Source organism: Duncaniella sp. B8, assembly GCF_005304985.1.
Taxonomy (GTDB): domain Bacteria; phylum Bacteroidota; class Bacteroidia; order Bacteroidales; family Muribaculaceae; genus Duncaniella; species Duncaniella muris.
Genome location: NZ_CP040121.1, coordinates 654,644 through 680,569, shown reverse-complemented (window position 1 = coordinate 680,569; position 25,926 = coordinate 654,644). Strand labels below are relative to the sequence as shown.

General features: G+C 45.2%; 27 protein-coding genes and 1 pseudogene. 9 read left to right on the top strand and 19 right to left on the bottom strand.

The window, feature by feature from the left end; genetic code table 11:
* Positions 1-7: 7 nt before the first annotated feature.
* Both FDZ78_RS03200 and FDZ78_RS03195 read right to left on the bottom strand, forming a co-directional pair.
* Positions 8-688: a response regulator transcription factor gene (locus FDZ78_RS03200; protein WP_136409073.1), complete on the bottom strand. Its 681-nt coding sequence runs from the start codon at positions 686-688 to the stop codon at positions 8-10.
* Positions 678-2,096 (bottom strand): HAMP domain-containing sensor histidine kinase, encoded by a 1,419-nt coding sequence (locus FDZ78_RS03195; RefSeq protein ID WP_136409072.1) that lies wholly within the window; start codon positions 2,094-2,096, stop codon positions 678-680. Before FDZ78_RS03195 ends, FDZ78_RS03200 begins: the two co-directional genes overlap by 11 nt.
* Positions 2,097-2,248: 152 nt before the next feature.
* Here FDZ78_RS03195 and FDZ78_RS03190 point away from each other — a divergent pair, with 152 nt between their 5' ends.
* Positions 2,249-4,285, top strand: a complete 2,037-nt coding sequence (locus tag FDZ78_RS03190; protein WP_136409071.1) for a TonB-dependent siderophore receptor — start codon at positions 2,249-2,251, stop codon at positions 4,283-4,285.
* Between the two features lie 288 nt (positions 4,286-4,573).
* Here the strand turns inward: FDZ78_RS03190 and FDZ78_RS03185 are convergent, their stop codons facing one another.
* The 12 genes from FDZ78_RS03185 to FDZ78_RS03130 form a co-directional block, all read right to left on the bottom strand.
* On the bottom strand, positions 4,574-5,317 hold the full coding sequence (locus FDZ78_RS03185; RefSeq protein WP_136409070.1) for a hypothetical protein: 744 nt from the start codon (positions 5,315-5,317) through the stop codon (positions 4,574-4,576).
* Between the two features lie 2 nt (positions 5,318-5,319).
* On the bottom strand, positions 5,320-6,276 hold the full coding sequence (locus FDZ78_RS03180) for a relaxase/mobilization nuclease domain-containing protein (protein ID WP_136409069.1): 957 nt from the start codon (positions 6,274-6,276) through the stop codon (positions 5,320-5,322).
* Positions 6,257-6,643: a hypothetical protein gene (locus FDZ78_RS03175; protein ID WP_136409068.1), complete on the bottom strand. Its 387-nt coding sequence runs from the start codon at positions 6,641-6,643 to the stop codon at positions 6,257-6,259. Before FDZ78_RS03175 ends, FDZ78_RS03180 begins: the two co-directional genes overlap by 20 nt.
* A 184-nt stretch (positions 6,644-6,827) precedes the next feature.
* Positions 6,828-7,316, bottom strand: a complete 489-nt coding sequence (locus FDZ78_RS03170; RefSeq protein WP_168182153.1) for a DUF3408 domain-containing protein — start codon at positions 7,314-7,316, stop codon at positions 6,828-6,830.
* Positions 7,303-8,190, bottom strand: coding sequence for a toprim domain-containing protein (locus FDZ78_RS03165; RefSeq protein ID WP_136409066.1), 888 nt, complete (start codon positions 8,188-8,190; stop codon positions 7,303-7,305). Before FDZ78_RS03165 ends, FDZ78_RS03170 begins: the two co-directional genes overlap by 14 nt.
* A gap of 86 nt (positions 8,191-8,276) precedes the next feature.
* Positions 8,277-9,320, bottom strand: a complete 1,044-nt coding sequence (locus FDZ78_RS03160; protein ID WP_136409065.1) for an AAA family ATPase — start codon at positions 9,318-9,320, stop codon at positions 8,277-8,279.
* On the bottom strand, positions 9,317-9,646 hold the full coding sequence (locus tag FDZ78_RS03155) for a DUF3853 family protein (protein ID WP_136409064.1): 330 nt from the start codon (positions 9,644-9,646) through the stop codon (positions 9,317-9,319). Before FDZ78_RS03155 ends, FDZ78_RS03160 begins: the two co-directional genes overlap by 4 nt.
* A gap of 238 nt (positions 9,647-9,884) precedes the next feature.
* Complete coding sequence (locus tag FDZ78_RS03150) at positions 9,885-11,012, bottom strand: hypothetical protein (RefSeq protein WP_136409063.1); 1,128 nt, start codon at positions 11,010-11,012, stop codon at positions 9,885-9,887.
* A gap of 267 nt (positions 11,013-11,279) precedes the next feature.
* Positions 11,280-11,456 carry a DeoR family transcriptional regulator gene (locus tag FDZ78_RS14935; protein ID WP_168190002.1) on the bottom strand — a complete coding sequence of 59 codons (177 nt, stop codon included), beginning with the start codon at positions 11,454-11,456 and terminating at the stop codon, positions 11,280-11,282.
* A gap of 221 nt (positions 11,457-11,677) precedes the next feature.
* Positions 11,678-12,016, bottom strand: a complete 339-nt coding sequence (locus FDZ78_RS03140; protein ID WP_136409061.1) for a hypothetical protein — start codon at positions 12,014-12,016, stop codon at positions 11,678-11,680.
* Between the two features lie 68 nt (positions 12,017-12,084).
* A complete protein-coding gene (locus FDZ78_RS03135; RefSeq protein ID WP_136409060.1) occupies positions 12,085-13,353 on the bottom strand; it encodes an ATP-binding protein in 1,269 nt (422 codons plus the stop codon).
* A gap of 208 nt (positions 13,354-13,561) precedes the next feature.
* On the bottom strand, positions 13,562-14,737 hold the full coding sequence (locus tag FDZ78_RS03130; protein WP_168182151.1) for a phage integrase SAM-like domain-containing protein: 1,176 nt from the start codon (positions 14,735-14,737) through the stop codon (positions 13,562-13,564).
* A gap of 707 nt (positions 14,738-15,444) precedes the next feature.
* Here FDZ78_RS03130 and FDZ78_RS03125 point away from each other — a divergent pair.
* The 8 genes and pseudogenes from FDZ78_RS03125 (at position 15,445) to FDZ78_RS03090 (ending at position 22,806) form a co-directional block, all read left to right on the top strand.
* The gene (locus tag FDZ78_RS03125; RefSeq protein WP_124076028.1) at positions 15,445-16,449 is read left to right on the top strand and encodes a DUF6043 family protein; all 1,005 of its coding nucleotides are present in this window, start codon (positions 15,445-15,447) and stop codon (positions 16,447-16,449) included.
* Between the two features lie 380 nt (positions 16,450-16,829).
* On the top strand, positions 16,830-17,162 hold the full coding sequence (locus FDZ78_RS03120) for a helix-turn-helix domain-containing protein (protein ID WP_160631921.1): 333 nt from the start codon (positions 16,830-16,832) through the stop codon (positions 17,160-17,162).
* Positions 17,143-18,516: a DUF3987 domain-containing protein gene (locus tag FDZ78_RS03115; protein WP_124076029.1), complete on the top strand. Its 1,374-nt coding sequence runs from the start codon at positions 17,143-17,145 to the stop codon at positions 18,514-18,516. The genes FDZ78_RS03120 and FDZ78_RS03115 overlap by 20 nt, the downstream gene beginning before the upstream one ends.
* A gap of 90 nt (positions 18,517-18,606) precedes the next feature.
* A complete protein-coding gene (locus tag FDZ78_RS03110) occupies positions 18,607-19,689 on the top strand; it encodes a DUF6371 domain-containing protein (RefSeq protein WP_124076030.1) in 1,083 nt (360 codons plus the stop codon).
* 194 nt (positions 19,690-19,883) lie between these two features.
* Positions 19,884-20,192: pseudogene (locus tag FDZ78_RS03105) on the top strand (DUF3408 domain-containing protein); the annotation flags it as partial.
* Between the two features lie 216 nt (positions 20,193-20,408).
* The gene (locus FDZ78_RS03100) at positions 20,409-20,759 is read left to right on the top strand and encodes a hypothetical protein (RefSeq protein WP_124076032.1); all 351 of its coding nucleotides are present in this window, start codon (positions 20,409-20,411) and stop codon (positions 20,757-20,759) included.
* Complete coding sequence (locus FDZ78_RS03095) at positions 20,756-21,769, top strand: relaxase/mobilization nuclease domain-containing protein (protein ID WP_124076033.1); 1,014 nt, start codon at positions 20,756-20,758, stop codon at positions 21,767-21,769. The genes FDZ78_RS03100 and FDZ78_RS03095 overlap by 4 nt, the downstream gene beginning before the upstream one ends.
* A 2-nt stretch (positions 21,770-21,771) precedes the next feature.
* Entirely contained in the window at positions 21,772-22,806 is a 1,035-nt protein-coding gene (locus FDZ78_RS03090; RefSeq protein WP_124076034.1) for a hypothetical protein, read from the top strand.
* 51 nt (positions 22,807-22,857) lie between these two features.
* On the opposite strand, the gene FDZ78_RS03085 is transcribed toward FDZ78_RS03090, so the two are convergent.
* From FDZ78_RS03085 to FDZ78_RS03065, 5 genes are read right to left on the bottom strand one after another with little or no spacing between them, the layout of a single operon-like run.
* Complete coding sequence (locus tag FDZ78_RS03085) at positions 22,858-23,844, bottom strand: hypothetical protein (RefSeq protein ID WP_124076035.1); 987 nt, start codon at positions 23,842-23,844, stop codon at positions 22,858-22,860.
* A gap of 25 nt (positions 23,845-23,869) precedes the next feature.
* A complete protein-coding gene (locus FDZ78_RS03080; RefSeq protein WP_124076036.1) occupies positions 23,870-24,478 on the bottom strand; it encodes a hypothetical protein in 609 nt (202 codons plus the stop codon).
* Positions 24,479-24,486: 8 nt separating this feature from the next.
* Positions 24,487-24,918: a hypothetical protein gene (locus FDZ78_RS03075; protein ID WP_124076037.1), complete on the bottom strand. Its 432-nt coding sequence runs from the start codon at positions 24,916-24,918 to the stop codon at positions 24,487-24,489.
* Positions 24,919-24,944: 26 nt separating this feature from the next.
* Positions 24,945-25,385, bottom strand: a complete 441-nt coding sequence (locus tag FDZ78_RS03070) for a hypothetical protein (protein ID WP_124076038.1) — start codon at positions 25,383-25,385, stop codon at positions 24,945-24,947.
* A 10-nt stretch (positions 25,386-25,395) separates the two neighbouring features.
* On the bottom strand, positions 25,396-25,923 hold the full coding sequence (locus FDZ78_RS03065) for a hypothetical protein (RefSeq protein WP_124076039.1): 528 nt from the start codon (positions 25,921-25,923) through the stop codon (positions 25,396-25,398).
* Positions 25,924-25,926: the final 3 nt, after the last annotated feature.

Below are 25,926 nucleotides of genomic sequence, written 5' to 3'. Positions count from 1 at the left end.
GTCCGGTTCATTTAATGGTGAGCATATAGCCGAACCCACGTTGATTGATGATAGAAATTGTGGGGTCGTGACGCAGGGCTCGGCGTAGTTTGTGAATGTAACCATGGAGGGAGTTGCGGTTGCTTTGTTCATCGCGCTGCCACACGGCAATCATCAGTTCTGAGGCATCGACAGTCTTCCCGATATTTGTGGCCAGACGTTCAAGTATCTTGGCTTCAAAGTGAGATAATTCTGTTTCTTTGTCGCCAAATGACAATGTCTGGGTCGTTACGTTAAAAGTATAGTCTCCAATTGCAAACTGGATATCCTCGGTGCGATTGTCACCATATCTTCTTAATAGTGCCTTAATCCGCACTATCAGTTCGCGGAGTTCAAAGGGCTTTTTAAGATAGTCGTTGGCTCCGATTTCAAAACCTTGCTCAACATCATCTATTGTGCTTTTTGCGGTGAGAAAAAGCAATGGCACTGTCGGCGACAATTTCCTTATCTCCTTCGCCATAGTGAACCCATCCATTTTGGGCATCATGACATCAGCCACGACTATATCGGCAGCTTCGGTTTTGAATTTCTCAAGTCCGACTACGCCATCAACAGCAGTGACAACTTCATAGCCTTGCCCGCGCAGAGTGTCGGCGACAATCAGCGTCAGGTCTTCCTCATCTTCTACAAACAGTATCTTATTGCTCATCTTTGCTGAATTTAATAGTGAACACCGAGCCTTCACCTTCTGTACTCTTGGCCTCAATATCCCAGCCCATTTTGTCGAGAATACTCTTTACATAATATAGTCCTATGCCATAGCCACGGACATCCTGACGGTTGCCATGCGGAACGCGGTAGAACTTATTGAACAGGTAGGGAATGGATTTTGACGGAATGCCGATGCCGTTATCTCTTACCGAAAGGTCATGGCTGTCGCCGGATATACTTATCTCAACACTCTCGTCGGAGTATTTGATTGCATTGTCAATCAGATTGTTCAGTACATTTGCCAAGTGCGCCCTGTCTGCCTCAATGGTGGTATTTTCAGGAATATTAACATTGATGGTTATATCCTTATCGCCTCTCATACGCTGGGCTGCGGCGATTTCTTCTACAAACTCGCGTAACTGTATATCTTCTGGTCTGAGTTTCATAGTTTTTCGACGTTCCATACTCATTGCAAGGATATTTTCCACAAGTTCGCCAAGTCGTTTCAGTTGCTTGTTTGCAATCGTCAGATACTTTGTCTTTTTGTCGGGGTCGTTGGTTGTGTCATAATTGAGCAGAGCGTCATTGGCTGAATATGCTATGGCAATAGGCGTTTTCAATTCATGGGTCATATTGCTGACAAAATCATCTTTCATCTCCTCAATGGTGCGCAGTCGCGAGACTGTGCGGAACAGATACCAAAACGCCAGAGAGAATGCAACCATCAGAAGAAATACCGTAATAATGATTCCAAACATCTGCGAAAGGATATGGCGGGTCAGTGGTGTCATATATGCCTTGTAATATATTCCCTCGTCAGGATTGATATTGAAGCTGAATGAATCCAATCCTGATTCTCCGTTGAATTTGGGATTGCCGCAAATCACGGAATCGTTACTGTTGACAACTTCCACACATAGGAAATCCGGATATATGAACCTATTGGAAAGTTGATTATATAAGACGCTATCCATAACCTCCATATCGTAAGGGATGTATCTATCCATTATAGCGTGAAATTGCCGGCTCATAGCATCAACCATCTGATTGGAATAGGACGCGTTTTCAGATAACATCGCGCGCTCTTCAATAACAGTTCCGTCAGCTTCAGTCCGGACTGATATGAGTTGACCGTTTTCATCTCTATATGTTGTTGCCTCCGCTTTTCTTGGAGCCTGTTTCTCTTCAACTTCTTCCTGCATTTGTACATTTGATGCCAATGCCTGCGCCCTCCCTGCCCGAAACATTAGGTCGTCAATATCTGCATCGGCCAAAGCAGTCATTACATCGCGTTCGACATTACTTCTTATAGAATTATACAGGCTTACGAGATAATAGACATTGCAGCTGAAAATAACTGCAATGACAACAATAAACGTAGTCGAGATAGTCTTAAAGCGTTTCATAATGCGAAGTTACTAATAATCCGTCACACAATTGTTTAGTAACACTTCAATTTAAGACTAAATAAGGGAGCATTTAAGACTAAATAAGGTTGAGAATTATCTGCCAAAGACCATATGCCTGTAATTTTGCATCAAACAAAAACGAAACAGCTATGAGGAAAGGTATATTATTCGCTTCATTCATTACGTTCATATCGGCTGTGGCTCAGACGGAAGCAACTGATACAATTTCTACCAGACAGCTCGATGAGGTTGTTGTAAAGGGAGAGAAACCACAAGTCAAAGGTAAGGACGGAATTATGGTAGTCGACCTCCCCGGAATAGTCAAGGACAAACCGGTTAACAATATTCTTGAAGCCCTTGGCTATATGCCCGGCATCACAAACAATAACGGTATGATCTGGCTCGCGGGAGCTTCCAATGTCACCATTATTCTCAATGGTGAGCTTACCAATATGCCGCTCCAGAATCTTTATCAACTTCTCTACAACACTTCGGTTGACAGACTGAAAAACGTGGAGATTATGTATTCCGCTCCGGCAAAGTATCATGTAAATGGCGCGGTAATCAACGTGGTTCTGAAAACGCCGACGCCTCTCGACGGCTTGCAGGGACAAGTCAGAACCGGATACAATCAGGCTCATTATGGTTCGTATGGCGGTGTACTTGCAGCCGCATACGCTATAAAGGACTGGACTTTTGACTTGAACTACGGACTGACGCGCAGTAAATCGTGGAGCCGCGAGGAAACATGGTCGAATCATCTTAATGATGGTAAGCGAACTATGATTGAGGATGACATGCGCCGAATCGGTCAGAACTGGAGCAATACCATATTTGCATCCGCTTCTTGGAAAACGCTCAAACTCACTTACAACGGTCAGATAATCTCCGATTCAAAGAGATGGAGTCTCTCATCAGGCACTTTGGGCAACTATACAAATGCCTACAACATGCTGTCGCCTGTCGGCTATCATAATATCGCCCTGCGCTACACGGCGCCATTCGGCATGACAATAGGAGGTGACTACACCCGCTATTCCGAAAACCGCTCACAGTCATTATTTAAGGACACAGACTACCTTCTTGGCTCTGAAAACCGTCAGCATATTAACCGTTGGCATGCATATATTGACCAACAGCATCAGCTTGGACAGTGGCAACTGAACTATGGCGCGGAATATCAACACTCAAAAGATCACAGTTCACAACACTACGCAATGTCCGACAATCCCGATTTCGATGATATTCTCAACGAAGATGTGGCGAGTTTTTACGTCGGCACAGAACGGTCTTTCGACTGGGGACTGTCGTTCAATCTTTCGGCAAAGGGTGAGTATTATTACACTAAATATCAGCACAACTGGAATTTCATTCCTCAGTTCGGGGCGACTTACTACAAAACACCCAAAAGCATATTTCAACTGAACTTCAACACCCAACGCATATATCCCTCATATTGGGAACTACATGGCGGCACGAGCCACATTAACGACTACTCGACAATTGTCGGTAATCTCCAGTTGCAACCCTATATTCAATATGATGCCCAGTTCAACTATATCCTCAGGCAAAAATATGTAGCGACCTTCTATTTCCAATATGGCGACAAGACCACGGTGCAGCTTCCTTACCAATCGCCGGATGCCATGAATCTCATCTATCAGACCATCAACATGAACTATAAGCGCGTTGTCGGGCTTAATCTTTATGCGCCTTTTGGTGTAGGATATATCTGGAATGCCACGGCCACAGCCAATGTTTTCAATCAGCGGGAGAAAGCCGACCATTTTCATGACATCGGCTTTGACAACAGCAAGTGGATATTCTATGGTGAATTTAGCAATTCTTTTAAGTTCAGTCAGAACTGCCCGGTATCACTGACCGTTGATTTCAGCTACATCTCGCCATCATTGCAGGGTATAGCCGACTTATCGAGTATATGGAAAGTCGATGCCGGCGTAAAATGGCAGTTCGGAAAGAATCGATGCTGTGAACTTGATTTGAAAGCCGATGACATTTTCAATAAATGGTCGCCGACCATGACTATCAACCATGCCGGTCAGGATTACCGGATGAAAGTGCGCGACATGTCTCACAATCTCAAACTGACATTCATCTGGCGGTTCAACGGCTTCAAACCCAAAGAAACAAACATTGACACATCGCGTTTTGGCACAGGAAAATAGCGTTAAACTACTGATTTATGAGAATTTTATTACTACTAATAACATTGATGGCTTTTTGCTCTTGTAGCTTAGAGAAAAAAGTTATTGTTACAACACGAGGATATGAACCATATCGTCAAACAGGAATGTCTGATGCCCAAATTAAAGGGCTGCAACGATCAGATGCTGCACGTGCGGATACGCTCTTTCTATACAAGTTCAAATAATATCAGCTTAATCATACAATAGACAAAGACAGGCAACCTCGGCAGAAATGTTGGGGTTGCCTGTCTTACGATTAGAGTAATGCTATTTCTCCGTGGGGTTGAAATAGAGGAAGGTTTCTTCTATGTGTCGGGATTTTTCGAGCTGGCGGGTGCGGTTCTTTATTGAATCCTGCTCATGTTGTGTGCCGACAGCAAAGATTTTTTCTCGGCGGAGCATATCTTCCTGTTCCTTGCCTTCCCACCAAAGCCTTTCGTATCGGTAGAGCCATTCCACATCTTTTAGCTTTGAGTTTTCGTTGAGCTGATAGAAGAATCCATAACCGAAACCTCCGGCGGCGAGAAGCAGAACCACAAAGATGGCATAGACCCAATGTGGGGTAGCACGCCACCATTGCCCCCAGATTATCGACTGGGCTTTGTAGCGCATGTCGTTCACCACGTCATAGAGCTTTCTTCGCTCATCCGCAAACTCCCTGCGGAATCCTTCATAAAGAGCGTCCTTGACCTTGTCTCCCAAATTGTCGGACAGTACATCCGCAACTCCTTTCGACAGGCTACCCGGCAGTTGCTCCATAACTTTTTTGAGTGTGCCGTCGGTTGTGGTTGCCGGTAGCTTTTCATCAAGCAGTTTGCCGACGCTTTCATTGGTCGCTATGTTGTCGGGCAATTTCACCGTTATAGGTCCTTGATTGACTGCTTGTGTCGGCGGCGTTGCCTTCGCTTTTGTTTCGAGGGTCTCGATGCGTGTGCCGTGGTTGGTAACTGTCTTTTGCAGGTCGTCAATCTGCTCTCCTTGTTTCTTGACGTCATCATATAGCTTTGACATATTCAGATTCTTCTTAATTTGCGTTTACGTTTGGCTTCTTCTTTCTTGATGGCGTTTTGAAACGCCTGTTCCTCCGGGTCGAAGCCGGGGCCGAGAGTGAACAAATTTCCGATTGCCCCGACGGTGACTTCAATCACATCTTCTACAAGTGAGGGCTTTTGCGTCGGGGTATATTCGACCGTTACTTTGGGGCGCGTCGGAGCATGATCAGACTGTTGTTGCCCATGCTTGCGGTTAAACTCAAAGAGGTTGTTCAGGCGGCGATATGTGAAAGCACGGTCGATTTTAGACCCGTTGATCGTTATATCGCCGTCTGTAAATTTCACCCCTATGTGTTTGCCTGTGTTGTGGTCGTCTTGAAATTTTACCTCAATTCCGGCACAGGCGAGTCGACGCGAGAACTCATCCCACGACTTACAACCATAAATCGCCTGACTGATCCGCTCCTTAAATACCGGAATTTTGTCCTCGTATTTCTGTTTCAGCGGCGAGTATGTGAGTCCGTATTTGTCCTTGATAGCCTTTACGACACGGTCGCCGCGCCTGAAATTGTTGCGCTCGTCGACTGCCTTGCCTGACATATTCACACGGTTATAGACGATATGGAAATGCGGATGTTCGGTTTCCAGATGGCGCACGACAAGATACTGGGTGTTCTTGATTCTCATTCCTTCCATATACTCTTTTGCGAGCTGAGCCATGAATTCATCGGTCAGGCGAGGCGCATCGGCGTTGTCAAAACTGATGGAAATATGTCCTGCCGGATTCTCCTTGCCGGGCATAAATCCATGTACCGCTTCAAACGATTGCACCATTTTCGCATAGTCGGAGGTGAAGATATTATCGCTTCCGATTATGCGCCATGTGTCCGGCGTATATTCTTCAGGGTTGTGGAACTGGCGCGTCACATACCCCACGACATCGTGAAACGAGCCGCTTTTAAGTATTCTTGCAAACATAATCAGTCTCTTTATTGGGTCTTAATTTTTTGAGAATGTCAAACATCTTATCGACAACGGTGGCTAATTTATTTGCCGCGCTGCGAAGTTTGAGCTGATGAAAACAGGTCATTGCCTGATTGAAATCGGAACTGAGATTTAGTATTCCTTTGGCAATCTCCTTTTCAATCTCGTTCAGGCGACTGACGATAGTGAGCCGGAAAGCACCGTGACGGACATACTCCGCCATCTTTACTCCGGCGGTTTTTGACCGCTCCAGAAGGTCGGAGTACTCGACATCGTTAAGTTTGATTGTCACCACATGGGTGCGCTTCTCATCGGTCGGTTTAGAGGGACGACCACCCTTTCTGACAGTTGATTTACTCATTGTAGACATTGTTGTGGTTTATGTGGATTGGGGAGGTAAAGAGCGGCTTATGCTGCGCAGTTTCGGGAAGCATTTTCGGAGAAAAAGAAATCCCGAAACATATCCTTGCCTTCCCAATTCACTACGTTCATCGGGAAGCTGCCCCACGGTGTACCGGGTGCAGTGGTATCCCGACATTATCATCTCAGAGTTTACGCCATATTTCGATGTCGTCGGCATAGAGATTGAGATGCTCCAAGAGGACGGCGTTGATGTAGCTGCCGACGGTGGTGTCACGGTCTCCAAGGATGCGGGCGATGCGTTCGAGCTTCTCCCATACGCTGTCCTCTATGTTGACAGGATGACGCTTCTCCAGCTTTGCCGGCGTAAGATAGGTAGCCTTGAAATCGGCGTAATCTGACTTGCGCTTTTGCTTGCCGATACGCTGTTGCTTCGGTAGCTCTGTCGTATCGGTTGAGAGTGATACTGTCTGCTCGTTGTCGAACAGATTGTCTGTGTTGGTAGAATTGGTGCTGTTGACAGTGTTGTCGCTGTTTATAGCATTGATAGTGGGAGTTGAGTTGATGGAGTTATCCGGTTGCATAATAATTTGAGGTTTGATGGCTGATACTTTGGCTTCGGGTGCATCGGTCAACTCGGTTGACTTGGATGCGGTGGATTTATTTGTTTTCATTGGAAAGTGTGTTTTGGGTGAAACTTTGATTTGTGAGATACTCATTCAAGTCATTGAACTCGGAGTATAGCGTAGAGCGGTCAATCACGGTTGAGCCATATACGGCTGTCAACTCGGTGAGTGCTGTTTGTCCGGCTGAGTCGTTGTCAAGATAGCAGTTGATGGTGGTGTAGTCTTTGAGATAAGGCACAGCCTTGTTGACATTGACAACCGAGTTGAGTATGATTGCATCTGTTCCGCTGATGATTCCGAGTGTGAGCGCAGAGAGATAATCAATGAATCCCTCGAACATGGCACACTCTGTTGACGGGCCATCTCTCGCCCATGGCAGATATGAGATGTCCTTGCGTCCCCGGCAACCCTTGAAATATCTGTTGCGCAGTTCCCAGCCACCGCTGACATTCTCAAATGCCACGGCAAAATAAAATCTACCGTTGACGCAGTAATGCGCCTCCTTGCATTTCGCTTTTGCAATGTGTGCCGGGATACCACGCTCTTGAAGGTATGCGACAAGTGCGCGGTGTTCCAGTGGCATGACCTCAAATCGCTCCATGCTCGGCGCAGAATGCCGCTGGGGATAAGAGGAAGCGACTGTCTGCACCGATGGCACCGGACAACTGTCAGCGATGCAACGCATGAGATAGCGCAGGTCTGTTGACTGATACATTTCGGTTGCCAAGTCTATGATGCTTCCACCTCTGCCAAGTCCGAAATCATACCAGCAGTTGAGCGTGGTTTCCACCTTAAACGACGGCGTATATTCCTGTCGTAATGGCGACTTATACCATAGCCTCGTTCCTTTTCTCGCCGTCGGTTCATGTCCGAGTTGAGACAAGAAGTCGGCTAAAGGGATTGATTTAATCTCTTTGAGCATGAGTTCTAAAATGTTTGGGTGAGCTGGTTCGTGGTTCAGGTTCTATTATATATGCCCTTTGCCAAACCAAACCAAAATTGTGGTTTTCAATAGTAGAAATCCGGATTGTAGATATACTCGCGGTTCTCGTAGCGAATCATGCCTTTGTTGTCAAGAAAGGTCTTTAAGCCCTTGACCTTATTGTTGGAATACGAGTGTCCGCAGGCGGCATATCCGGCTTTCAATGCCGCCTCGAAATTGCGACAACCTTTTATCGGGCCGTTGACGAAAACTACCGCCAACGCTTCGCGGTGCTGTTCCTCGGTCAACTCCTTGTAGGGATACGGATCTTTGGCTTTCTTGCCCGGTTCGGTGAACACATATCCGCTGGCTATCTCCGGCAGACCGTAGTCATTCACACGGAAGGCAAACGGGTCAAACTCGGCTGCGCGTATCATGGCGGCACATACCTCCGAAACAGTGTCATCGGTTTTGCTTCGGCTAATCTGGAGCACGGTCTCGGCCTTGTTGTTAAGTTCTGTGCCGACATGACCACGGGCATTGTCGTCGCTCTTGTTGAGATGCAGAACCGTGTGGATATGTATCTGGAACTTGTCAGTCCATTCCATCAGCTTGCCGATAAGGTCGGTCGATTCCTTGGCGCAGTTGATGTCATACATCAGGTCACGCACACCGTCGATGATTACAAGCCCGACACCGGGAGTGTTGATTATCGCCTGTTCGATGACTTCAAGGCGCAACGAGGGCGTAAGCTGGCGCAGAGCGGCAAACTTCAAGTGCTCCGGATGTGTGTCGGTTGGCAGTTTCGCAAGTCGCAGGGCGCGCTCCATGACCTTCTGGCAATGATACGGACTTTGCTCGGTGTCGAAGTAGAGGATTGTGCGCTTATCATCAGGAAACTCGGCAGTGTAACCTAATACCTTGCCGTTGACGAGCGATGCCCCGACAATGGCGGCGACATTGAAGGTCTTTTTACTCTTTGCCTTTCCGGTTGATGCCGAGAAGTTGCCGAGCGTGCCGATAACGCTGCCGTTGGCATACAGCACCTCCGGCGCAGTCTGAATCTCATCAGTGATTCGCAACTGCTTCTCCTCCCAAAGTCGGAGGATGTCTTGCTTTACTTCGCTCACTTTTCACCTCCTTCCTTATAAGCCTGCATAAGGTCGAGTGCTTTCTGGGCGTCTATGATGATTTTTCTGCCTGTTTGTGTAATGGCATCCTTGATTACGCCACTATTCTTGATGCGGTGCGCGGTAGCCTTACTGCACTGGAGAAGTTCGCAGAGTCCGTTGATTCCATAAACGAGCCAACGCTTTGCTGTGGTGGAAACATTTTCGTCAGAGGTCACGTTTTCGGTTGCGGTCGTGGTCTTGACAAAATGAGAGTCAAGTAATTCTAAAAATTGTTCTCCGGTGTACTGCCAGAGAGGGAGTTTGAGTAACTGGTCTTTTGTCATACGCAGTGTTGTTTAGAGTTGTACGTACCGCCCTCTTGTAGAGCGCATCCGAGTAACTCCCGGACACTGCAAAATTACTGCCGGTCATGAGTGGCGTGTATGTGGTGTATGACTATGGATATAACAAAACTACCCGTCAGAGTATCAAACTCTAACGGGTAGCATCATAAGGTCTCAAAAGTGGAATTTCAAGTGGTGAAAGTGGTGCGCGAGTGGTATCTTTAAGTTGCATGGACTCTCATGCTCGCTTTTTATGATTTTTGAGGATTCTGTCAATCTCATCAGCATACTCTCTGCTTGACACACTGGCATCATCGCCGCGTGGATGACAATACTTCTTTTCGTAGTAGCTCCACTGAATATCAAGATGAGCGAGAATATCCTCACGCCACGCCGCTTTGTGCTTGGCCGGAACAATTTCGTATAATTTCGATATGAGATAGCAAGCCTTGATTTTCTGCTTGGGACGTATCTTTATAGGTTCATGTTTGCCGTGGAGATTGAGTGATGAATGGAACTGAGTCTCGGTGCTGTCGAAAACATCAGAACAAACTTCGTATAACTCCGAAACAAGTATCATAGGGAACAGATCTTCTTCCCATTGGCGGCATGATTTCGTATTTGTCTGATTCTGTTTTACAGGTTGTTCAGGTGCCGGATAACTACCATTGGGGACCTGCATCTTTTGGATAAAGGTTTCCCTACATTTCGGATGTAACCGAATTTCACATGGCGGAAAGTATCGCTCCACCGTGATGAAAATTCTACGACAGACACTTCGCAACTCATGGTACACATCGAATGATGGCTTCAACAGAAATTCATCATATTCAACGCTTTCCTGTAATTTCTTAAGGAACTCCCGTTTCTTTTCAAGCCATCCCTCACGGGTTTCAGACATATGGAATTGCTCGATTTCCTGTTTGTATTTATCTATCGTCCAGTCGTCAGGCACCGGGATTTTGTGACAAGCCTTTAGCGCGTACTCATAATGAGCTGCACAGATATAGAACATCTCCACTTCTTTAAGGAAGTGGTTGCTTTCGTACCCGTCTATCATGTCTGCCTTGGATTTATTCTTACGTTCACGGTCCAACGTATGGAATACACTCCAGAATGTAAGTAGCCTTGTTGCAATCTCGGCACAGTAATTTCGGGTTTGGTCAGCTTGTACCTTTCCGATTTCTCCAGAGGCGTGAGATTCGATGATAGCGTTTTCGATATCAATAGAACATAGTTTGCTGGTGGCTTCGGCAATTCGCTTGTATAAAATTGTATCCTGTTTGGCTACCAGCGGAGCTTTCGTAAGCTGCCTCAAATCTTCCAATATTGGCACAACATCGCGTAGGGTCGTATGGTTTGGCATTGGCGGGGTAGTGTTTAACGGGTTGATGAATATGAATGCCAATAGCTATGCCGATTTACTGAAATTTTCGTCATAGTGACATTCAGCATATCAAACAACCTCCATTCACCAAGTGTTCACCGATCTAACAAACTACAAGCCATTCATAACGAAGCCCTATAATATACCCCCCCAAAAAACCGTTTCAGAAAGTTTTATACCGCTTACTGGGCGTGACGCATCGTATGCGCCATAAGGCATAGAAAATGAAAATGGCAGAATGAAGGATTAAAATTTATTTATAATCCATCTACCTTCTTTGCGCCCACCTTCACGCGATATAATTCCAGATTTTTGAAGATACTCCATATCCCTACGGACTGTACGGTATGTAATTGCCATGGCTTCCGCTATCTGCGGCATGGTTGCACCGGGAGTATTCTCCAATAGATGAATTATCTCCAATTGGCGTGGAGACAATTCTTTCTGCCCCTCTTTCTGCCCCTCTTACTGCCCCCTTTGTGAGGCAGTAAGATTCTCCGCACTAACTATCTTCAGTTCAAGTTTAACCTGCATCAGCTCAGGTTGTTCAATGAGCTGCGGCTCCAACCAGTGCTTTTCCTGCCATGCGTTGAGAATGAGAGGGAAACCGGAACCGAGGTTCTCGCCGTATCCAATGTTGAGACTCAGAATCCACTTCTATTCATTATCTCTCTTATATTGTCAAGGACTTTCTTTTGCATCTCATCTTGTAAGACTTTATCCGTCAGTTGCACTATGCGATTATTACATTCGGATAGGGCGGACGAAATGCCTTCAAGATAGCGGGTGTGATTGTTATTTGGAGAGTATAATTGGGCAAAGGCGGCTAACTTATATTCCGATTCAAGACGATCCTTGACAAAAAGGAGCGAAGTGAGCTTTTCAATGCTATTTCCTTTTGATACAAAATCGGCGAACTCTCTCAAAGGATTTCCTTTTGGGAAAAGAAGCTGTATTGCTTTTATGAAGTCTGATTCTGTCATATTTTACGTTCTAAAGATTGTTATTCTATGCTGTAGCAGGATTGGGGAGTTAAAAACGAGCGATGTGGTTATATCAGAAGCCATTTGTAAGCAGCACAGACATCAATGACTTGTCCCTGAACCTCCAATTCACGCTCCTCAAAGGCGGTGACCAAAGTCAATTTGTCACATTTTAGTGATGTCCCGGCTTTCACCAAAGCAGAAGTTTCGCGATTGAGAGTTTTTTCCGAGGATATGTCATAGGAGACCTGTACAAGTTCAACAACCGTTGCTCGATGACAGACTACGAAATCAACTTCGTAAGACTCTGTTTTGTGATAATAGACATCGTATCCGACTCCATATTTTCTGCATATCGCCAAATAAACCAGAGATTCAAGCCTCCATCCAAAATTATCTTTTGCAAAAGCATCCTTTCTGGCGTTCATAAGCGATACATCTATGGGGTAGCATTTCGCATTACGAATCCGCTCGCTGCTTTTGGTAGAATATTTGCGTAACTGTTTCAGGAGATAAGCCTGATAAAGGTATCCGACATAATTCTCAACGGTTTTGTCATTTTTGAAATTAAAAGTCTTCTGCAAAGCTGTATATATAACTTCGCATGGAGCATTATTCATAAGATGATGAGACAGTGACTTAAAGGCATCTTTGTATCTTACCTTAAAACGCTGCACGATGTCTCTTTCCAGAATATTTGAAACCAGAGTATCTATATATTCCTCGGCAGTTTCTTCTCCACTGATTATCTCCGGAAAACCACCTGTCTCCATGTACTTGTCAAATGCTCTGCGAAGTAAGGCGTCAGTTTTTGTAGAAAGATTCGTCGTTTCCACTTTCTCCATTTCGCAAAATTCACGGAACGAGAAAGGATACAATTCGATTTCATTATAGCGTCCGGTGAGATATGTGGAAAGTTCGCTACTGAGTAGTTTTGCGTTGCTACCGGTTATAAACACTTTCATTCCATGCCTAAGCAGTCTATTGACAAAAAGATGCCATCCTTCTATATTCTGTGCCTCGTCAAGAAATAAATGAGTGAAATCACCATAAATCTGGTAAAGGCACTTTAATACATCGTTCAGATCCTCGGCTGACAAACGGACTAAACGCTCGTCATCAAAATTCACATAAGCAAATTTTACCTGAGCTTTGTCCAATACGTTGAAACACAATGTTGATTTTCCACTGCGGCGTACACCTATTACCACTTGAGCCTTTTTGCTCTCAAGTTTAACCATATCTTCTTCCTTCCGTTTGCAAAAGCGTTGGGAACGAAGAGTGTCAAGTTCCTCTCGTTGGTCTCGTAATATTTCAAGCAGTACTGAAGCCTCCATTAATGTCTTATATTTATGGCGCAAAGATAATAAAACTTCGGTAAACCCGCAAAATTACAACTTGTAAACTACGATAATTAGGCATATTCAAGGGATACGTACTACGATAAATACATCCTTGTCCAGCTAAACCCTGTTATAATCTGCCAAAAGTGGCTCAAAAGTTATAGATTTGGCAGATTATAAGCATGTATTAGAAGGGAAGAAATCATTGAATCGGAGGCACGATAAATATTTTCTCATTGAAAGCCTGCATCATAGCGGGTGTTACGTTGGATATATAACCTGCAAGGAGTGCAGACACCTCCGATGTGGCATGACCTACCGCATAGTCTATGTAAGCGGTCATGACCCCATGATGCGCCAATGCCGAGATAAACGAGTTGCGGGCATACTGGGGAGTGACACTTTGGATTCCGAGCGATTCGCATACGTCCTTTATGTTCTTTGAGATGCGGCGGTTAAAGTCGTGAACACGGATTGCTTTCTGTTCATCAGTGACGGCATTGAGAAAAATATCAGGGAAAACCAGTTCACCGGGACTATATGGTGATGCATACACATCAAGCAATTGCCGTAACTGCGGAATAATCGGCACTGATGTTTCATCAAGCTGCTTGCCGACAGGTTTGTTTGCCCTGTCAATTTTAGAGCGGATGAAAACAAATTGCGGAAATTTCTGTGAAACTGCCGCTTTTTCTGTCCAGACAAGTTTAGCCATATCTATGGTATTCATGCCGTTGAGACAATAAAGGAGCAACCAGCGTCCCACGGCACGGGCATATTTTGACTGTTTATCGGGAGAAGCAAGCCAATATTCCCACAACCTCAATACTTCTTCCACAGTCAAGGCATTCAAGCGGCGACGGTTGCCTGCATGAATAAGACCTTTGAAATTGGGAACCATAGTGGTGTGTCCGTCTTTATATGCCTGATTGAACACAGCACGAGTGGCGCGAAGAATTACCATTCGCGTGTCCAAAGAAAGCGGCAGATCTGTGCCATTTCGCGCTTTCTGCTCATCAAGCCATTTGGCGAAACGCGTTAATATGGCGGTATCGACAGCACCGAGAGAAATTGGTTTATCCTTGCGGAACAGTTTGAACCAATCAAGCGCGGAAGAATACATCGCGCGGGTCTTTACTTTTTCTTTCGATGCTCCAAGAGCTGCCCAATAAGAAAAAGTATCATCTGCTCTCATCGTTTTTTCTGTCACTTTCCCTTCCGACTTGTCGAGATAACTTTTCAAGTCGGCTACAGAGAAGCGATTGAGCAAGATAAGCTCATCAGCTTTGGCGCATACCCGATCAAACATCTTGCGAAGTTCTTTTCGAGTTTCGATGGCTGTATTAGATTTTGAGAACAGAGCCTCGTATTCTTTCATTGATGACACCTTATATCCGGTCGAGAAATATCTTCTCGCCCGCTGATGGGTGACGCAGACTGTCAACGGCACAGATTTGCCTGTGTCGAATTTATATCTATTATCAGGAGCGAGAATGATATACACCATCGCCCCTGCGAATCTCCGGGATTCGTCGCTGAAGAGAGCCTTATTCATATTTGATATTTTCAGATTTGTGTTCAAGTTTTTATCAGATCTGCCGGACCCAATAAAACAATCAGGGAGCGTGTTCAGCAAATGGTATTTGAACACATTTTGAACACAACTCGCGAGTTTCAAGAGGTCTCATTCAAAATTATAAATTTTGTTTTGCGCTTGCAAATATCTGATAATCAAACTGTATTCTATTAACAAAGTTTCATACGGTTTCGTTCAAAATCACGTCTTCCACCTACTCATAATCAGGGAGTCCTTGGTTCAAGCCCAAGTGGGACCACCTTTATGAATCTCCAATCGCTTATATATCAAGCGATTGGAGATTTTCTTTTATAAGTATTGTCCACAATTTGTCCACCAAATTGATTTCTGACCACGCAGTGGACAAAAAATTTCCTTAAAAATTCTGAAAATAATTGATGTTGCCTCAAAAACGGGTATAATTTGATTGGTGACGAACAATAGTTGTGTAGTGAGCGTTTTGAATGTCGATGCTTATTTTGGCTCATTCACTCACCCAAGCCCACTATATGACTAAAGAGGAAAAGAACAAACTTACCAGTGATGCCCTCCGCCACTGGTATGAGAATCATCAGGAGGAATATTGCAATTTTACCGACCTTATGCACGACCGCAGAGGTATCGGTTTCGACCAAGTCTTCAAGACTGCCATTATGCTTGTGCCGAAATATGAGAAGGCACTTCTGCTCTATCTGAAGAATGACCGCTCGGAGGGCATTGAAGATCTGGAAAAGATTCTTACCGATGGAGGACTTAAAGACCAACTTGCCCTGCATTTCAGGGCTCAGATGCCTGATTGCATTGTTCCGGCAATGTTGAGCTGGTTGTTTTTCGGCCGCAGCTTCGAGTGTATGGTTGAATATGGCGAGGAGTTGATTCAGGATGGTAAACTAAATTTTCTTCTGCGCAGACTCGCATCGTTCAATATAAAAACCATCATCAACCGCAGCCTGACTATTGGCGCTCGTAAAGAGGAAGATTGGGTGAAGTTCGTGTCTGAGATGGAAGACATGGGGATCACTCCGGTTGTTACTGCTGGAGTTGTTGCCAAATTCAAATCAATACCGACAGAGACAAAGGTTGAAATGAAGAGCACTTCAGAAAAGAAACCCATTCCCGGCAAAGAAAAGAAACGCCGTAGCCTGAAAGAACTGTTGCCCAACAGTGATGAATATCTATTGGGGTCGATTGATGAGCATATCCATATCAAACAAAGCGGGAAGGATTTGGCTCTTCTTTATCTTGTCCTTGAAAAGAGCCGTTCCCTTACCAATACCTCCGTTGTCGAATTTCATGCGGCTCTTGAACAGCGTTATGAGAAAAAGCCCAACATCCGCATCCCCGGGCATAGAGGCATACAGGATAATTTGAAAATGCTTCTTACGCCTACCACAATCACAAAGAAAAGCGGAGTGGAAGTCCCTTGCATGACATTTGAGAGACCGGAATACATGTTCGCCTACAATGACCTTGTTGAGAAATTGGGAGTGCAGGATTACGCATACTCCTGCTGACATATAAAAATATTATTGACGGGAGCCATCTGACAGTGATGTCGGATGGCTCCCGTTTTTCATATCCGTACCGCCTTCTGCGCAATTTTGAGGGTCGCTGAAAAGAAAAATTCTTCGTTTTACTTCGTTACGAATCAATGCGAATATAAACCACTGTGTATCAGCGTTATAAATTTGGAGAAACATAAATCATGTGTTTTCTTTGCACCGTCAAATCGCAACGACAAGGCGAAAGTCCGTAATCATTGCTGAGGTAAAGACCGGTCACCCCATGCAATAAAAACCGACAGAGAGAAGCCAATTCATAGCGATGCGACCCTTGGACATTTCATGTTGTCGGTGTCCATTGATTAATCCAGATGACGCGAGGAATTTTAACAATGAATCTTGATTTTTCAAAATTCACACCGGAGGAGCTGACCGGACTTTCAATCACGCTCCCTCTGGGTCACCTCCTTGAAGTGGTCGAGCACACTGCTGAACGTGCTATCGAAAAATTTAAGGAGGAGGTTCTGCCGGCTATGCTTTCGGCAGACAAGGATCCACTCATTCCCCGCAAGGAGGTAATGAGAATTCTTGGAGTCTGTGCAAACACACTCCGCAACTGGCGCAAGAGCCAATATTTGGAAGCAACTCTACTTGGAGGCAAAGTCTATTACAAGACATCTGCCGTAAACACGATTCTGGAAAAGTATGGAAAAGAGCACATCTAACTCCAAAGGCATTGACCCTATGCTCATTCTCGGCAAGGCTGTGGATATGTGTGTTAGTATGCGTGGCGGTGATTTTCCGCTTGGTGCCATGCCGATGAAGATTCAGCGGATTATCCGCGAGGCTAACGACTGCTACGGTTATCCGGTGGATTATCTTGCCGGGGCTATGCTCGTGGCTCTCGGTCTTGGCATCGGTAACACCCATTTTGCCCGGCTGAAAGGGAAATGGGATGAGAGTGCCATTCTGTTCATGGCTCTTGTCGGCAGACCCGGAGCGTGCAAGTCGCATCCTCTGAACTTCGCTATCCGTCCTTTCTCCGATATTGACGGCGTAAACAACAGTGCCTTTCAGAAAGAACTTGCCGAGTACAACCGCCAGTGCGAATTACCGATGAAAGAAAGGACTGTTGCTCACCCGGTATTGCCTGTTAACAAGCGGTTCCTGATTTCTGACGCTACGCCGGAGGCAATGATGCTTATTCACTCCCACAATCTGCGCGGCATCTGCATGTGGAATGATGAACTTGCCGGATGGTTCAAGAATTTCAACCGCTACAACAAAGGCTCTGACGAGGAGTATTGGCTGAAACTCTATAACGCCAACCCGATATTCTCCGACCGCAAGGGAGCGAAAGACTCCGTCTATATCGGAAGACCGTTTGTGTCTGTTGTCGGCACTATCCAGAACGGCATCCTCAACGAACTCGCCCAAGGCAGCCGCAGTTCAAACGGCTTTATCGACCGCCTTCTATTCGTCATCGCCAACAATCAGGATAAACAGGCGTGGAGCGACAAAGAACCGTCATTCGACATTGAGGCTACATGGGCTGAGATTATCAGCAGACTTGTGGATATGCCATACAAAACTGATGAAGACGGAAAGGTTATCCCGACAATCATAGGATTTTCGCCGGAGGCAAAGACACGGCTCTATCAGTGGCAACGGGAAAACACCGAGGACTGCAACCGCGAGGAAAACGATGCTCTAAAAGGAGTGTTCAGCAAATTCGATTTCCATGCCATACGCTTCTGTCTGATAATCCAGATAGCGCGGTGGGCTTGTGGCGAGGCTGACAAAACTGAAATAGATCTTGTTTCGGTGAAGAATGCCATAGGCCTTGTAGATTATTTCAAGGCTACCGCCACAAGGGTGCAGGGCATAATCAAGGATTTGTCGCTGTCAGAACTGCAACGGGCTGTCATAGCCGCACTGCCGGAGGAGTTCACAACCGAGCAAGGCGTTGAGATTGCGATAGCCAATTCTATGGCAGAGCGGACATTCAAGGATTTTGTCAAGCGGTTCACCGGCATCCATTTCCAAAAGGTGCGTCACGGAGTCTATGCGAAATTATGATTATCCACCTGCATTTTCTGCACTTTCCGCATTTTCGCTCCGTCAAAATGCAAATAATGCAGATAGTGCAACCAAAATCTTGATAGAACTATGAGTGGATACCGATTTATTCTCCAACCCTATCGTGGTGTCGGAAGCCGTCATTCTTGCCCCGCCTGTCACAAGAAACGCTGTTTCTCTCGATACATCGACACCGAGAAACAATTCACGTTTCCTGATGATGTCGGCAGATGTGACCATGAGCAGAGTTGTGGCTACCACCTCACACCAAAGGAATATTTTGATCGCAATCCACAGCACAAACCTCAGCACTCCGATTGGTCAGCTCCGTCAGCCCGCATAGCCACGCCGACCGAGCCGCCCAAGCCAGCCTCTTTCATTGCGGCAGAGACTGTTTCACAGACTCTGCACGGTTACGACCGAAACAATCTCTTTCTGTTCCTCAAATCGAAGTTCGGACCCGATGATGCGGAGCGTATGATGAGAGAGTATTGCGTCGGCACATCGAAGCACTGGCCGGGAGCATGTGTGTTCTGGCAGACCGACATAAACGGGCGTGTCCGCACCGGGAAAGTTATGCTCTACAATGCCGAAAGTGGCAAGCGTGTCAAAGAGCCATTCAACCATGTGTCGTGGGCCCACTCGCTGATGAAGTTGCCGCACTACAATCTCCGTCAATGTTTTTTCGGTGAGCATCTGTTGCCGATGAACCGTGGCAAGCCTGTCGCATTGGTCGAGAGCGAGAAGACAGCACTGATAGCGAGTTGGTATCTGCCCGAATATGTGTGGCTCGCTACCGGCGGCAAGAACGGTTGCCTCAATGCCGAGGCACTCCGGGTTCTTAGTGGACGGCAGGTTATCCTCTATCCTGATTTGGGGGCGACCGAGAAGTGGCGGCAGAAACTGCCATTGATGAAGTCGCTCGGTATCGAAGCCTCCATCTTCAACTTCATGGATGATGTTGCCGATGATACCGACAAGTCAGCCGGATATGATATTGCCGACTATCTACTGCGAATAGAGCCAGACCAAGCAGTACTACAAAGTATGATTAGAAAGTATCCGATGTTGCAGAAATTCATAGATGACCTGCAACTCGAATTAGTGTCGGTTGAGCGGTATGACCCGACAACCGAAACAACATTGTCAAACCGTATAAACGAGAAAATATGATCAACAAGAAACCTCAGTCAACAACCTCTCCCTCCACTGCCAAGTCAACACCCAAGACTGGCAAAACATCTACCGATTGTATAACTCCAAAATCTGATGATATTATGAAATCTGATATTACACCCAATTCCGTTGACTAGGTAAAGCCTGTCAACACCGCTAACTCTGATGTTGCTGTTAACAGCAACGACCGCAACACTCCCGACAACAACGCCAATCTGTTCAACAATGAACAGAGCGCAACGCCACAACCCAAGCAACAGCGTGTGGGCATAAAGCAGCGAAAGCTGGAGTTCGGCGAATACAAGGAAACATATCTTATCCCGGTGAAGATTGTCAAGCGACATTCGCTCAACATCAGCGATGCCACATGGGAGCGTCTTGAACGCTACGCCCGTATTCTCGGCGACCGTGGCGCAAACGTTGGCAGCTATGCCGAGCGCATCATCTGCGAACACCTCGACCTGTTCGGCGACGACCTCGAGGCATGGCGCAAACTCTGAGAATTGACAGCCGGAAATAAGCGACAGATCGGGAGGCAGAAAGTCCCGTCTGGATGGAAACGGAGGTATGCTGCGCAGCCTGATTCAGTAGTAGTGGCAAGATACCTTTTGAGTTCCTCAAAAGGGGGTAATCCGACAGCCTGACGGTTGATTGCCTGCCTCCCGATGGTCGCATATTCCGGTATAATGGTTACACCGATTACAATGATTTACAACATGGATAAATCGAATGGAAGACCGCGCCTCGGCTCGGCAAAAAGAGACAGGTATGTCAAGATAAGTTTCAATGACGGCGAGTATGACCGCGTTGATATTCTCTCGGCAAAGGCAGGTATGAACAAGGCTGAATATGTCCGCATCCGGGCTTTGGAGGATGTCATCATCGCATTCCTCTCTGACGAGGAAAAAGCCCTTATCCACGAGTTGAAAAAACTCGGACCCAATCTCAATCAAATCGCCCATACAGGCAATACCGAGGGATTGACCGCTATTGAAGACAAGGCTAATTTCTGCCTTGACACAATGGCCGACATCCTCATAAATCTCAAAAAACGGACACAAAGATGATAGGAAAAATTTTGAAATCCGGGTCGTTCGGTTCAAAGGTTGACTATGTCACCCGCGAGAAACACGACAAAAGAATATTCACTCCCGACACTTGGAAGATACTCGGAAGCGATGGTCTGTTGGGTACGAAACGCCGTCAGATAATCGCAAGTTTTGAGTCGCAGTCTATGCTGAACCATCGAATAAGCAACCCCGCCGGACACATAACTTTGTCTTTCGCCGCCGAGGACAGACCGAAATTAAGCGATAAAAAGATGCTTCAGATAGCGAAAGATTACATCAAGATGATGGGCCTCGACAAGACCCAATGGCTCATAGTCCGCCATTACGAAACCGACAAACCGCACTGCCATATCGTGTTCAATATGGTAGGCAACAACGGCAAGCGTATGGAGTGCGGACGCAACCGCTACAAGAATAAGAAGGTCTGCGAGGCATTGACACGGAAGTATGGACTTGCATTGCCCAAGCAGGAGAACCCCGATTTAGAGAAACTGCACGGCATTGAGAGAGCGAAAGCGGAGATAAGAATCGCCGCCACGGAAGCATTGAAAAATGCCCGCGACTGGAATAGTTTTGCGCGTGAGTTGGCTAAAAAGAACATCTCAATCATTCCGAAATACCGCCGTGGCACTACCGAGATGCAGGGCGTTTCCTTCCAACTTGGCGACTACAAGGTGAAAGGTTCTGATGTCGGAGAGCAGTTCAAATTCAGAAATCTCGACAGCCTTTTCAATTCGCAGTCACATAGCCGACAGTCACAGCCGAGGCAGACTCAGCCACATCAAGCCAGTGTCGATCAGTCGGCAGTAGTGTCGTTGGCAAAATCCACAATGGAGACTCTGGAAAAGGCTGCGGAAGTGACCGCTGATATTGGCGAGTCTATATGCAATATGGTTGGCGGTGCGTTCCAACTTGGAAACGGTCACCTTGACGAGAACGAGCAGGCCGCAGCCAACCAACTGCTGAAGAGAAGAAGAAAACGTAACAACAAACCCAGATTATCCTGATTATGGCAAAGAAAGATAACATCTCACTTGTTCCACAGTGCGGGGACATGGATATGGAATTGCTCCGCCGCCAAATGAAACGGCTGGAGGACGCACTGACGGAGATTAAGAATGAGATGGCAAATGTGGCAACGAAAATATCGGCTCCCGTTATGCTTCCTGCCACCCCCGAGCCAATGGAAATTACGGAGATTAAAATTCCTGATAATCTCGCCAAAAGCGAGGATGTCGCCACACTCACCGGAATAATCCAGACTATGAACGGCTCAATGGCTCTTGTCGTCCAAGGCATGGCAGATCTCAAAAAGGCAGTTGAGGCAATGCCGAAGCCGGAGGACAAGACCGATGAGATTGTTAAAAAGGCAAGCGAGGTATTCGTGTCAAAAGTCACTTCAAATCTGACTCCCATCATAGAGAAAGGACATACGGAGTCCTACTATAATGGCAGAAAGCAGTATGATGGCATCAGCGTCAAGGATGCAGCTGACATTTACTATCAGATAAATGGATTGCGAACTGATGAAGACCTGAAGGAAAAGTTGGCGAAGCGAGATAAGAAAATCAAGATTCTATCCTTTGTCATCATTGGTCTTGTGGACATCATTTTCGGTTTGGGTTATTGGATACATTCTGTCAAAGTAGAGAACCGGGAACTCACAAACATTGAATGGCTATACCGCGCCCAACGAGCAATCAGCAATGACAGTAAGTTTATTGACAGGATAGAAAAGGATATGTTAGGCACAGATGAGGCTGAAAAAGATGGTTGGAAAGATCTCATCGTTACGAGAGAGTCAACTGGACCTGAATTCAACTTCTTCTATCCTCATGATGATTGGCAATCCAAAAAGAAAGAAGAATCTCCGCAGGAAGTAGACCCGGCACAATCTGAATCAAAACCGGATGAACTACCGATGCCTCACAAAAGTCCGACTCGCTACACTCCCGGTGAGATAGAAGCAATCAAGCAAATGAGAGCCAACCCTCACATCCCCGATGATGCCAAGCCTTCTCTCCCTGAAGGTTACGAATATTAATTTAAGAATTCTCCACCGAGCATTTCATTATAAATTCTTCGGTGGAGATTTTTATTTTACAGAGATGTGAATATAAGAATTGTCTTTAAGGTAGCATCCTGTGCAGTATATGGGATAGCCATAGTTCCCTTCGATATAGGGATGTCTGAAATAATCATACAAGGCATCGGATTCAGTATGAAGTTCCGCGTTTTGGTCAATGCCTGAATTGGTAAGGAGAACTACATGTGTATTTTTCAGATTTTGTTTTTCAGTTCCAATCATAGATGGTTTAGATATAATGGCCCTGACTTCAGGATATGTCAAATCGCTGCCAATAACAAAATACGCTGTGGAGCCATAAGTAATGCTCCTGACATACACCAATCCATTTTTAGATGGCATCTCATTTGCAAAAATACCCTTTTCCGGCACATCCATAGTGACAGTAAAACCTTTGAATATAATTTCTCCGATAGTCCAACTCTTGATTTTATCAAGATCCATCTTTTGCTTTACTATAATTTCAAAGGTCTCGGCAAAAGATGGATTATCAGGGAATATTTTTATGAAACTATCAAGAGTATTCATTTTGGCACATCTATATAAATTCAATTGGGGTTCAGAGTTAGATTGATATTCCTCCGACCTGAGCATACTCTTCAGAAACCGGCTATAATTTACTCCGGAAGGGTTTTCTATAGTCGAAATAAAGGGATCACTGAAGTTGGTATATACGACAATAGGATTTTTCTTACCGGAAACCTCCTTATCAAACGTGGTTGCAAAGGCATCTTCTGGAAAAACTGCTGCCGGATATATGCCTGGAGGATTGCCATTGCAATTCCAGTTCTGAACTCCGAGGTATTTAGAACCGATGAAAAGCTCGTTTACCGATAACTGATTGCAAACAATCGTATCCCATGCTAAGGCACATGTTTTATCAGAATCCGGATTGGAATCATTACCCGGTGTGGGTTCATCATAATTGCATCCACCAATCAGGAAACAAGCAATAATATAAGTCACTGCAGTCAAGATCTTACTAATTTTTCTCATGCAATTCATCTCATGTTATAATGCACTAAAAATGAGGGATTGTATATCCAAGACAAATATTCGGTAAAGCAACTACACCGTCAATAGGTGAACATTTCAGGTCTCCAATAAGTAAGGATAATCCAACTTTCATGAAGAATCCGGATTTACGTTGAAGTCGGTATCCGATATTGATTGTACCAATAATGTTAGGTCGGAAAACTTTTTTACGGGTTGAGTACCTTTCAAAATCCAATACTCCATCTTCTTCTGAAGGGAAGAAGATAGTTTTATAATGCAGCTCGTCTCTATTGACCAGATATGTTGTCATGCCAAATCCTATTTCAAATTTGCTGGCACGTTTACCCAAAATTGCATTGATCTCGAAAGGAATACTTATTCCCCGGCTTTCCGCATCATAGCTGGCATAACACCCATCCAGCCCATCATCTCTACTCCAAGAAATGTCAGTAAAAGCAAGCCCCAATGAATAGCCAAGTATTCCACCTGCCTTAAAACGGCTGTCAAGCCCCACTCCAATGCCTGTTGAGGTACCTAAAAATTGACCGTATAGATTATAGCCATGGTCGGTCTGTCCGAAGACAGATCCAGCCATGACTAAAAGAAAGGCTAATAAGGTAATTCCTCTTTTCATTATTCCATTTATGGTTTACGTGTAATATCAACAGTCGTTGTATTAGAGTCCTTCCCCTCAGTTCCGTCGATTTGAAGGATTGTTTTCGCTTCTTTGAAACCATCGGGCATTTTGTCGAGGATTATCTTGACAACTCCGGGATCCGTGATTTTTGCCGTGAATTTGCAATCAGCATCGAAATATTCCCCGTTCTCATTTTTGGTGGTACCAACCAGATTAAGTGATTTGTAGTTGGTGCATTTGAGCGTCACTTCACCGCCTTCCCCATCAGAAGTAATCTGAATCTGGTGGTAGAAACTTGGGTCGAAGGCCGCCTTAACACTCTCTGCCGGGGTAGCCGTAACTTCCCACAGCATTTTTGCGGGTTCGTCCTCGCTGCATGAGGCGAACACAATGATGGCAAAACACACCATCATCATTAGTTTTAATTTTGTAATCATGTGGTCTTTTATCTGATTGATTTTTGTTATTTATAATTGAGATGTTTACGCGTAATAGTTACCATTGTTGTACGCATATCTTTACCATTGATTCCATCTATTTGTAGATAGCATGATTTTTCCGTAAAGTCCACATCTTCCATATAGTCAAATGATATTCTTACGGTTGTTGGATCTATAACTTTTGCTGAAAACCGACAATCAGAGTCAACGTATTTCCCGTCTTCATTCTTTTGACCATATATCGACAGTTCGGAATAATTGGAGCATTTCAAAATAACTTCAGCGGCATAGCCTCCGACAGTTATCCATACTGGAGAATTATAATCATAATGAATAGATGTCTCCACATTTCCTGCCGGTTTGCCGGATACTTCCCACAACATTCTTGCAGGTTCGTCCTCACTGCATGAGGCGAATGCGAGTATCGCTATCAGAGCGACAATCAGGAATTTAATTTGGTTCATTATTATATTTTTATAAGAGTTTGCCGTTTTTATCCATACGTAGTGTTATGGTTACGCTGTTACCAGAGCGTTTGAATGTCTGGTTATTGCATGATACCTCTTCAAGTGTGGCTTTGCCACCTGATACTGCCGGAGGACGGTTGGCGATATATTTTATGTGGCATTTCAGCTCAATTTTGTGTTTTTTGAACTTCATGGTCATCTTAGAGATACCATTGGCCTCGCTTCTATCTTTCGACCATTTCATATCGTCCTGATCAGGAAGTTCAGCAATGAAAGACAGAACCTTTCCTCCATTTGCATTTTTTACATCATATTTTATCTTTGAGTGTGAAGCATCCCCCTCGATAGAAATGCCATCAACAAATTTATTGTTATCAAGAAGGCTTTTCCCACTGTGGTCGAGACATTGCACTATTATCTGACAGGCATCCGTGGAGGTTGATATTGGTTCATATCCCTCTTTATCACATGATGTCAATACAAGTATAGACATTATGAATACCGTTATTATTCCGATTGTTTTCGATTTTCCCATTGT

Excerpts from the sequence above, each read along its gene's own strand:
- FDZ78_RS03200 (WP_136409073.1), bottom strand. The coding sequence starts at position 688 with ATGAGCAATAAGATACTGTTTGTAGAAGATGAGGAAGACCTGACGCTG.
- FDZ78_RS03195 (WP_136409072.1), bottom strand. The coding sequence starts at position 2,096 with ATGAAACGCTTTAAGACTATCTCGACTACGTTTATTGTTGTCATTGCA.
- FDZ78_RS03190 (WP_136409071.1), top strand. The coding sequence starts at position 2,249 with ATGAGGAAAGGTATATTATTCGCTTCATTCATTACGTTCATATCGGCT.
- FDZ78_RS03185 (WP_136409070.1), bottom strand. The coding sequence starts at position 5,317 with ATGTCAAAGCTATATGATGACGTCAAGAAACAAGGAGAGCAGATTGAC.
- FDZ78_RS03180 (WP_136409069.1), bottom strand. The coding sequence starts at position 6,276 with ATGTTTGCAAGAATACTTAAAAGCGGCTCGTTTCACGATGTCGTGGGG.
- FDZ78_RS03175 (WP_136409068.1), bottom strand. The coding sequence starts at position 6,643 with ATGAGTAAATCAACTGTCAGAAAGGGTGGTCGTCCCTCTAAACCGACC.
- FDZ78_RS03170 (WP_168182153.1), bottom strand. The coding sequence starts at position 7,316 with ATGAAAACAAATAAATCCACCGCATCCAAGTCAACCGAGTTGACCGAT.
- FDZ78_RS03165 (WP_136409066.1), bottom strand. The coding sequence starts at position 8,190 with ATGCTCAAAGAGATTAAATCAATCCCTTTAGCCGACTTCTTGTCTCAA.
- FDZ78_RS03155 (WP_136409064.1), bottom strand. The coding sequence starts at position 9,646 with ATGACAAAAGACCAGTTACTCAAACTCCCTCTCTGGCAGTACACCGGA.
- FDZ78_RS03150 (WP_136409063.1), bottom strand. The coding sequence starts at position 11,012 with ATGCCAAACCATACGACCCTACGCGATGTTGTGCCAATATTGGAAGAT.
- FDZ78_RS03140 (WP_136409061.1), bottom strand. The coding sequence starts at position 12,016 with ATGACAGAATCAGACTTCATAAAAGCAATACAGCTTCTTTTCCCAAAA.
- FDZ78_RS03135 (WP_136409060.1), bottom strand. The coding sequence starts at position 13,353 with ATGGAGGCTTCAGTACTGCTTGAAATATTACGAGACCAACGAGAGGAA.
- FDZ78_RS03130 (WP_168182151.1), bottom strand. The coding sequence starts at position 14,737 with ATGAAAGAATACGAGGCTCTGTTCTCAAAATCTAATACAGCCATCGAA.
- FDZ78_RS03125 (WP_124076028.1), top strand. The coding sequence starts at position 15,445 with ATGACTAAAGAGGAAAAGAACAAACTTACCAGTGATGCCCTCCGCCAC.
- FDZ78_RS03120 (WP_160631921.1), top strand. The coding sequence starts at position 16,830 with ATGAATCTTGATTTTTCAAAATTCACACCGGAGGAGCTGACCGGACTT.
- FDZ78_RS03115 (WP_124076029.1), top strand. The coding sequence starts at position 17,143 with ATGGAAAAGAGCACATCTAACTCCAAAGGCATTGACCCTATGCTCATT.
- FDZ78_RS03110 (WP_124076030.1), top strand. The coding sequence starts at position 18,607 with ATGAGTGGATACCGATTTATTCTCCAACCCTATCGTGGTGTCGGAAGC.
- FDZ78_RS03100 (WP_124076032.1), top strand. The coding sequence starts at position 20,409 with ATGGATAAATCGAATGGAAGACCGCGCCTCGGCTCGGCAAAAAGAGAC.
- FDZ78_RS03095 (WP_124076033.1), top strand. The coding sequence starts at position 20,756 with ATGATAGGAAAAATTTTGAAATCCGGGTCGTTCGGTTCAAAGGTTGAC.
- FDZ78_RS03090 (WP_124076034.1), top strand. The coding sequence starts at position 21,772 with ATGGCAAAGAAAGATAACATCTCACTTGTTCCACAGTGCGGGGACATG.
- FDZ78_RS03085 (WP_124076035.1), bottom strand. The coding sequence starts at position 23,844 with ATGAGAAAAATTAGTAAGATCTTGACTGCAGTGACTTATATTATTGCT.
- FDZ78_RS03080 (WP_124076036.1), bottom strand. The coding sequence starts at position 24,478 with ATGAAAAGAGGAATTACCTTATTAGCCTTTCTTTTAGTCATGGCTGGA.
- FDZ78_RS03075 (WP_124076037.1), bottom strand. The coding sequence starts at position 24,918 with ATGATTACAAAATTAAAACTAATGATGATGGTGTGTTTTGCCATCATT.
- FDZ78_RS03070 (WP_124076038.1), bottom strand. The coding sequence starts at position 25,385 with ATGAACCAAATTAAATTCCTGATTGTCGCTCTGATAGCGATACTCGCA.
- FDZ78_RS03065 (WP_124076039.1), bottom strand. The coding sequence starts at position 25,923 with ATGGGAAAATCGAAAACAATCGGAATAATAACGGTATTCATAATGTCT.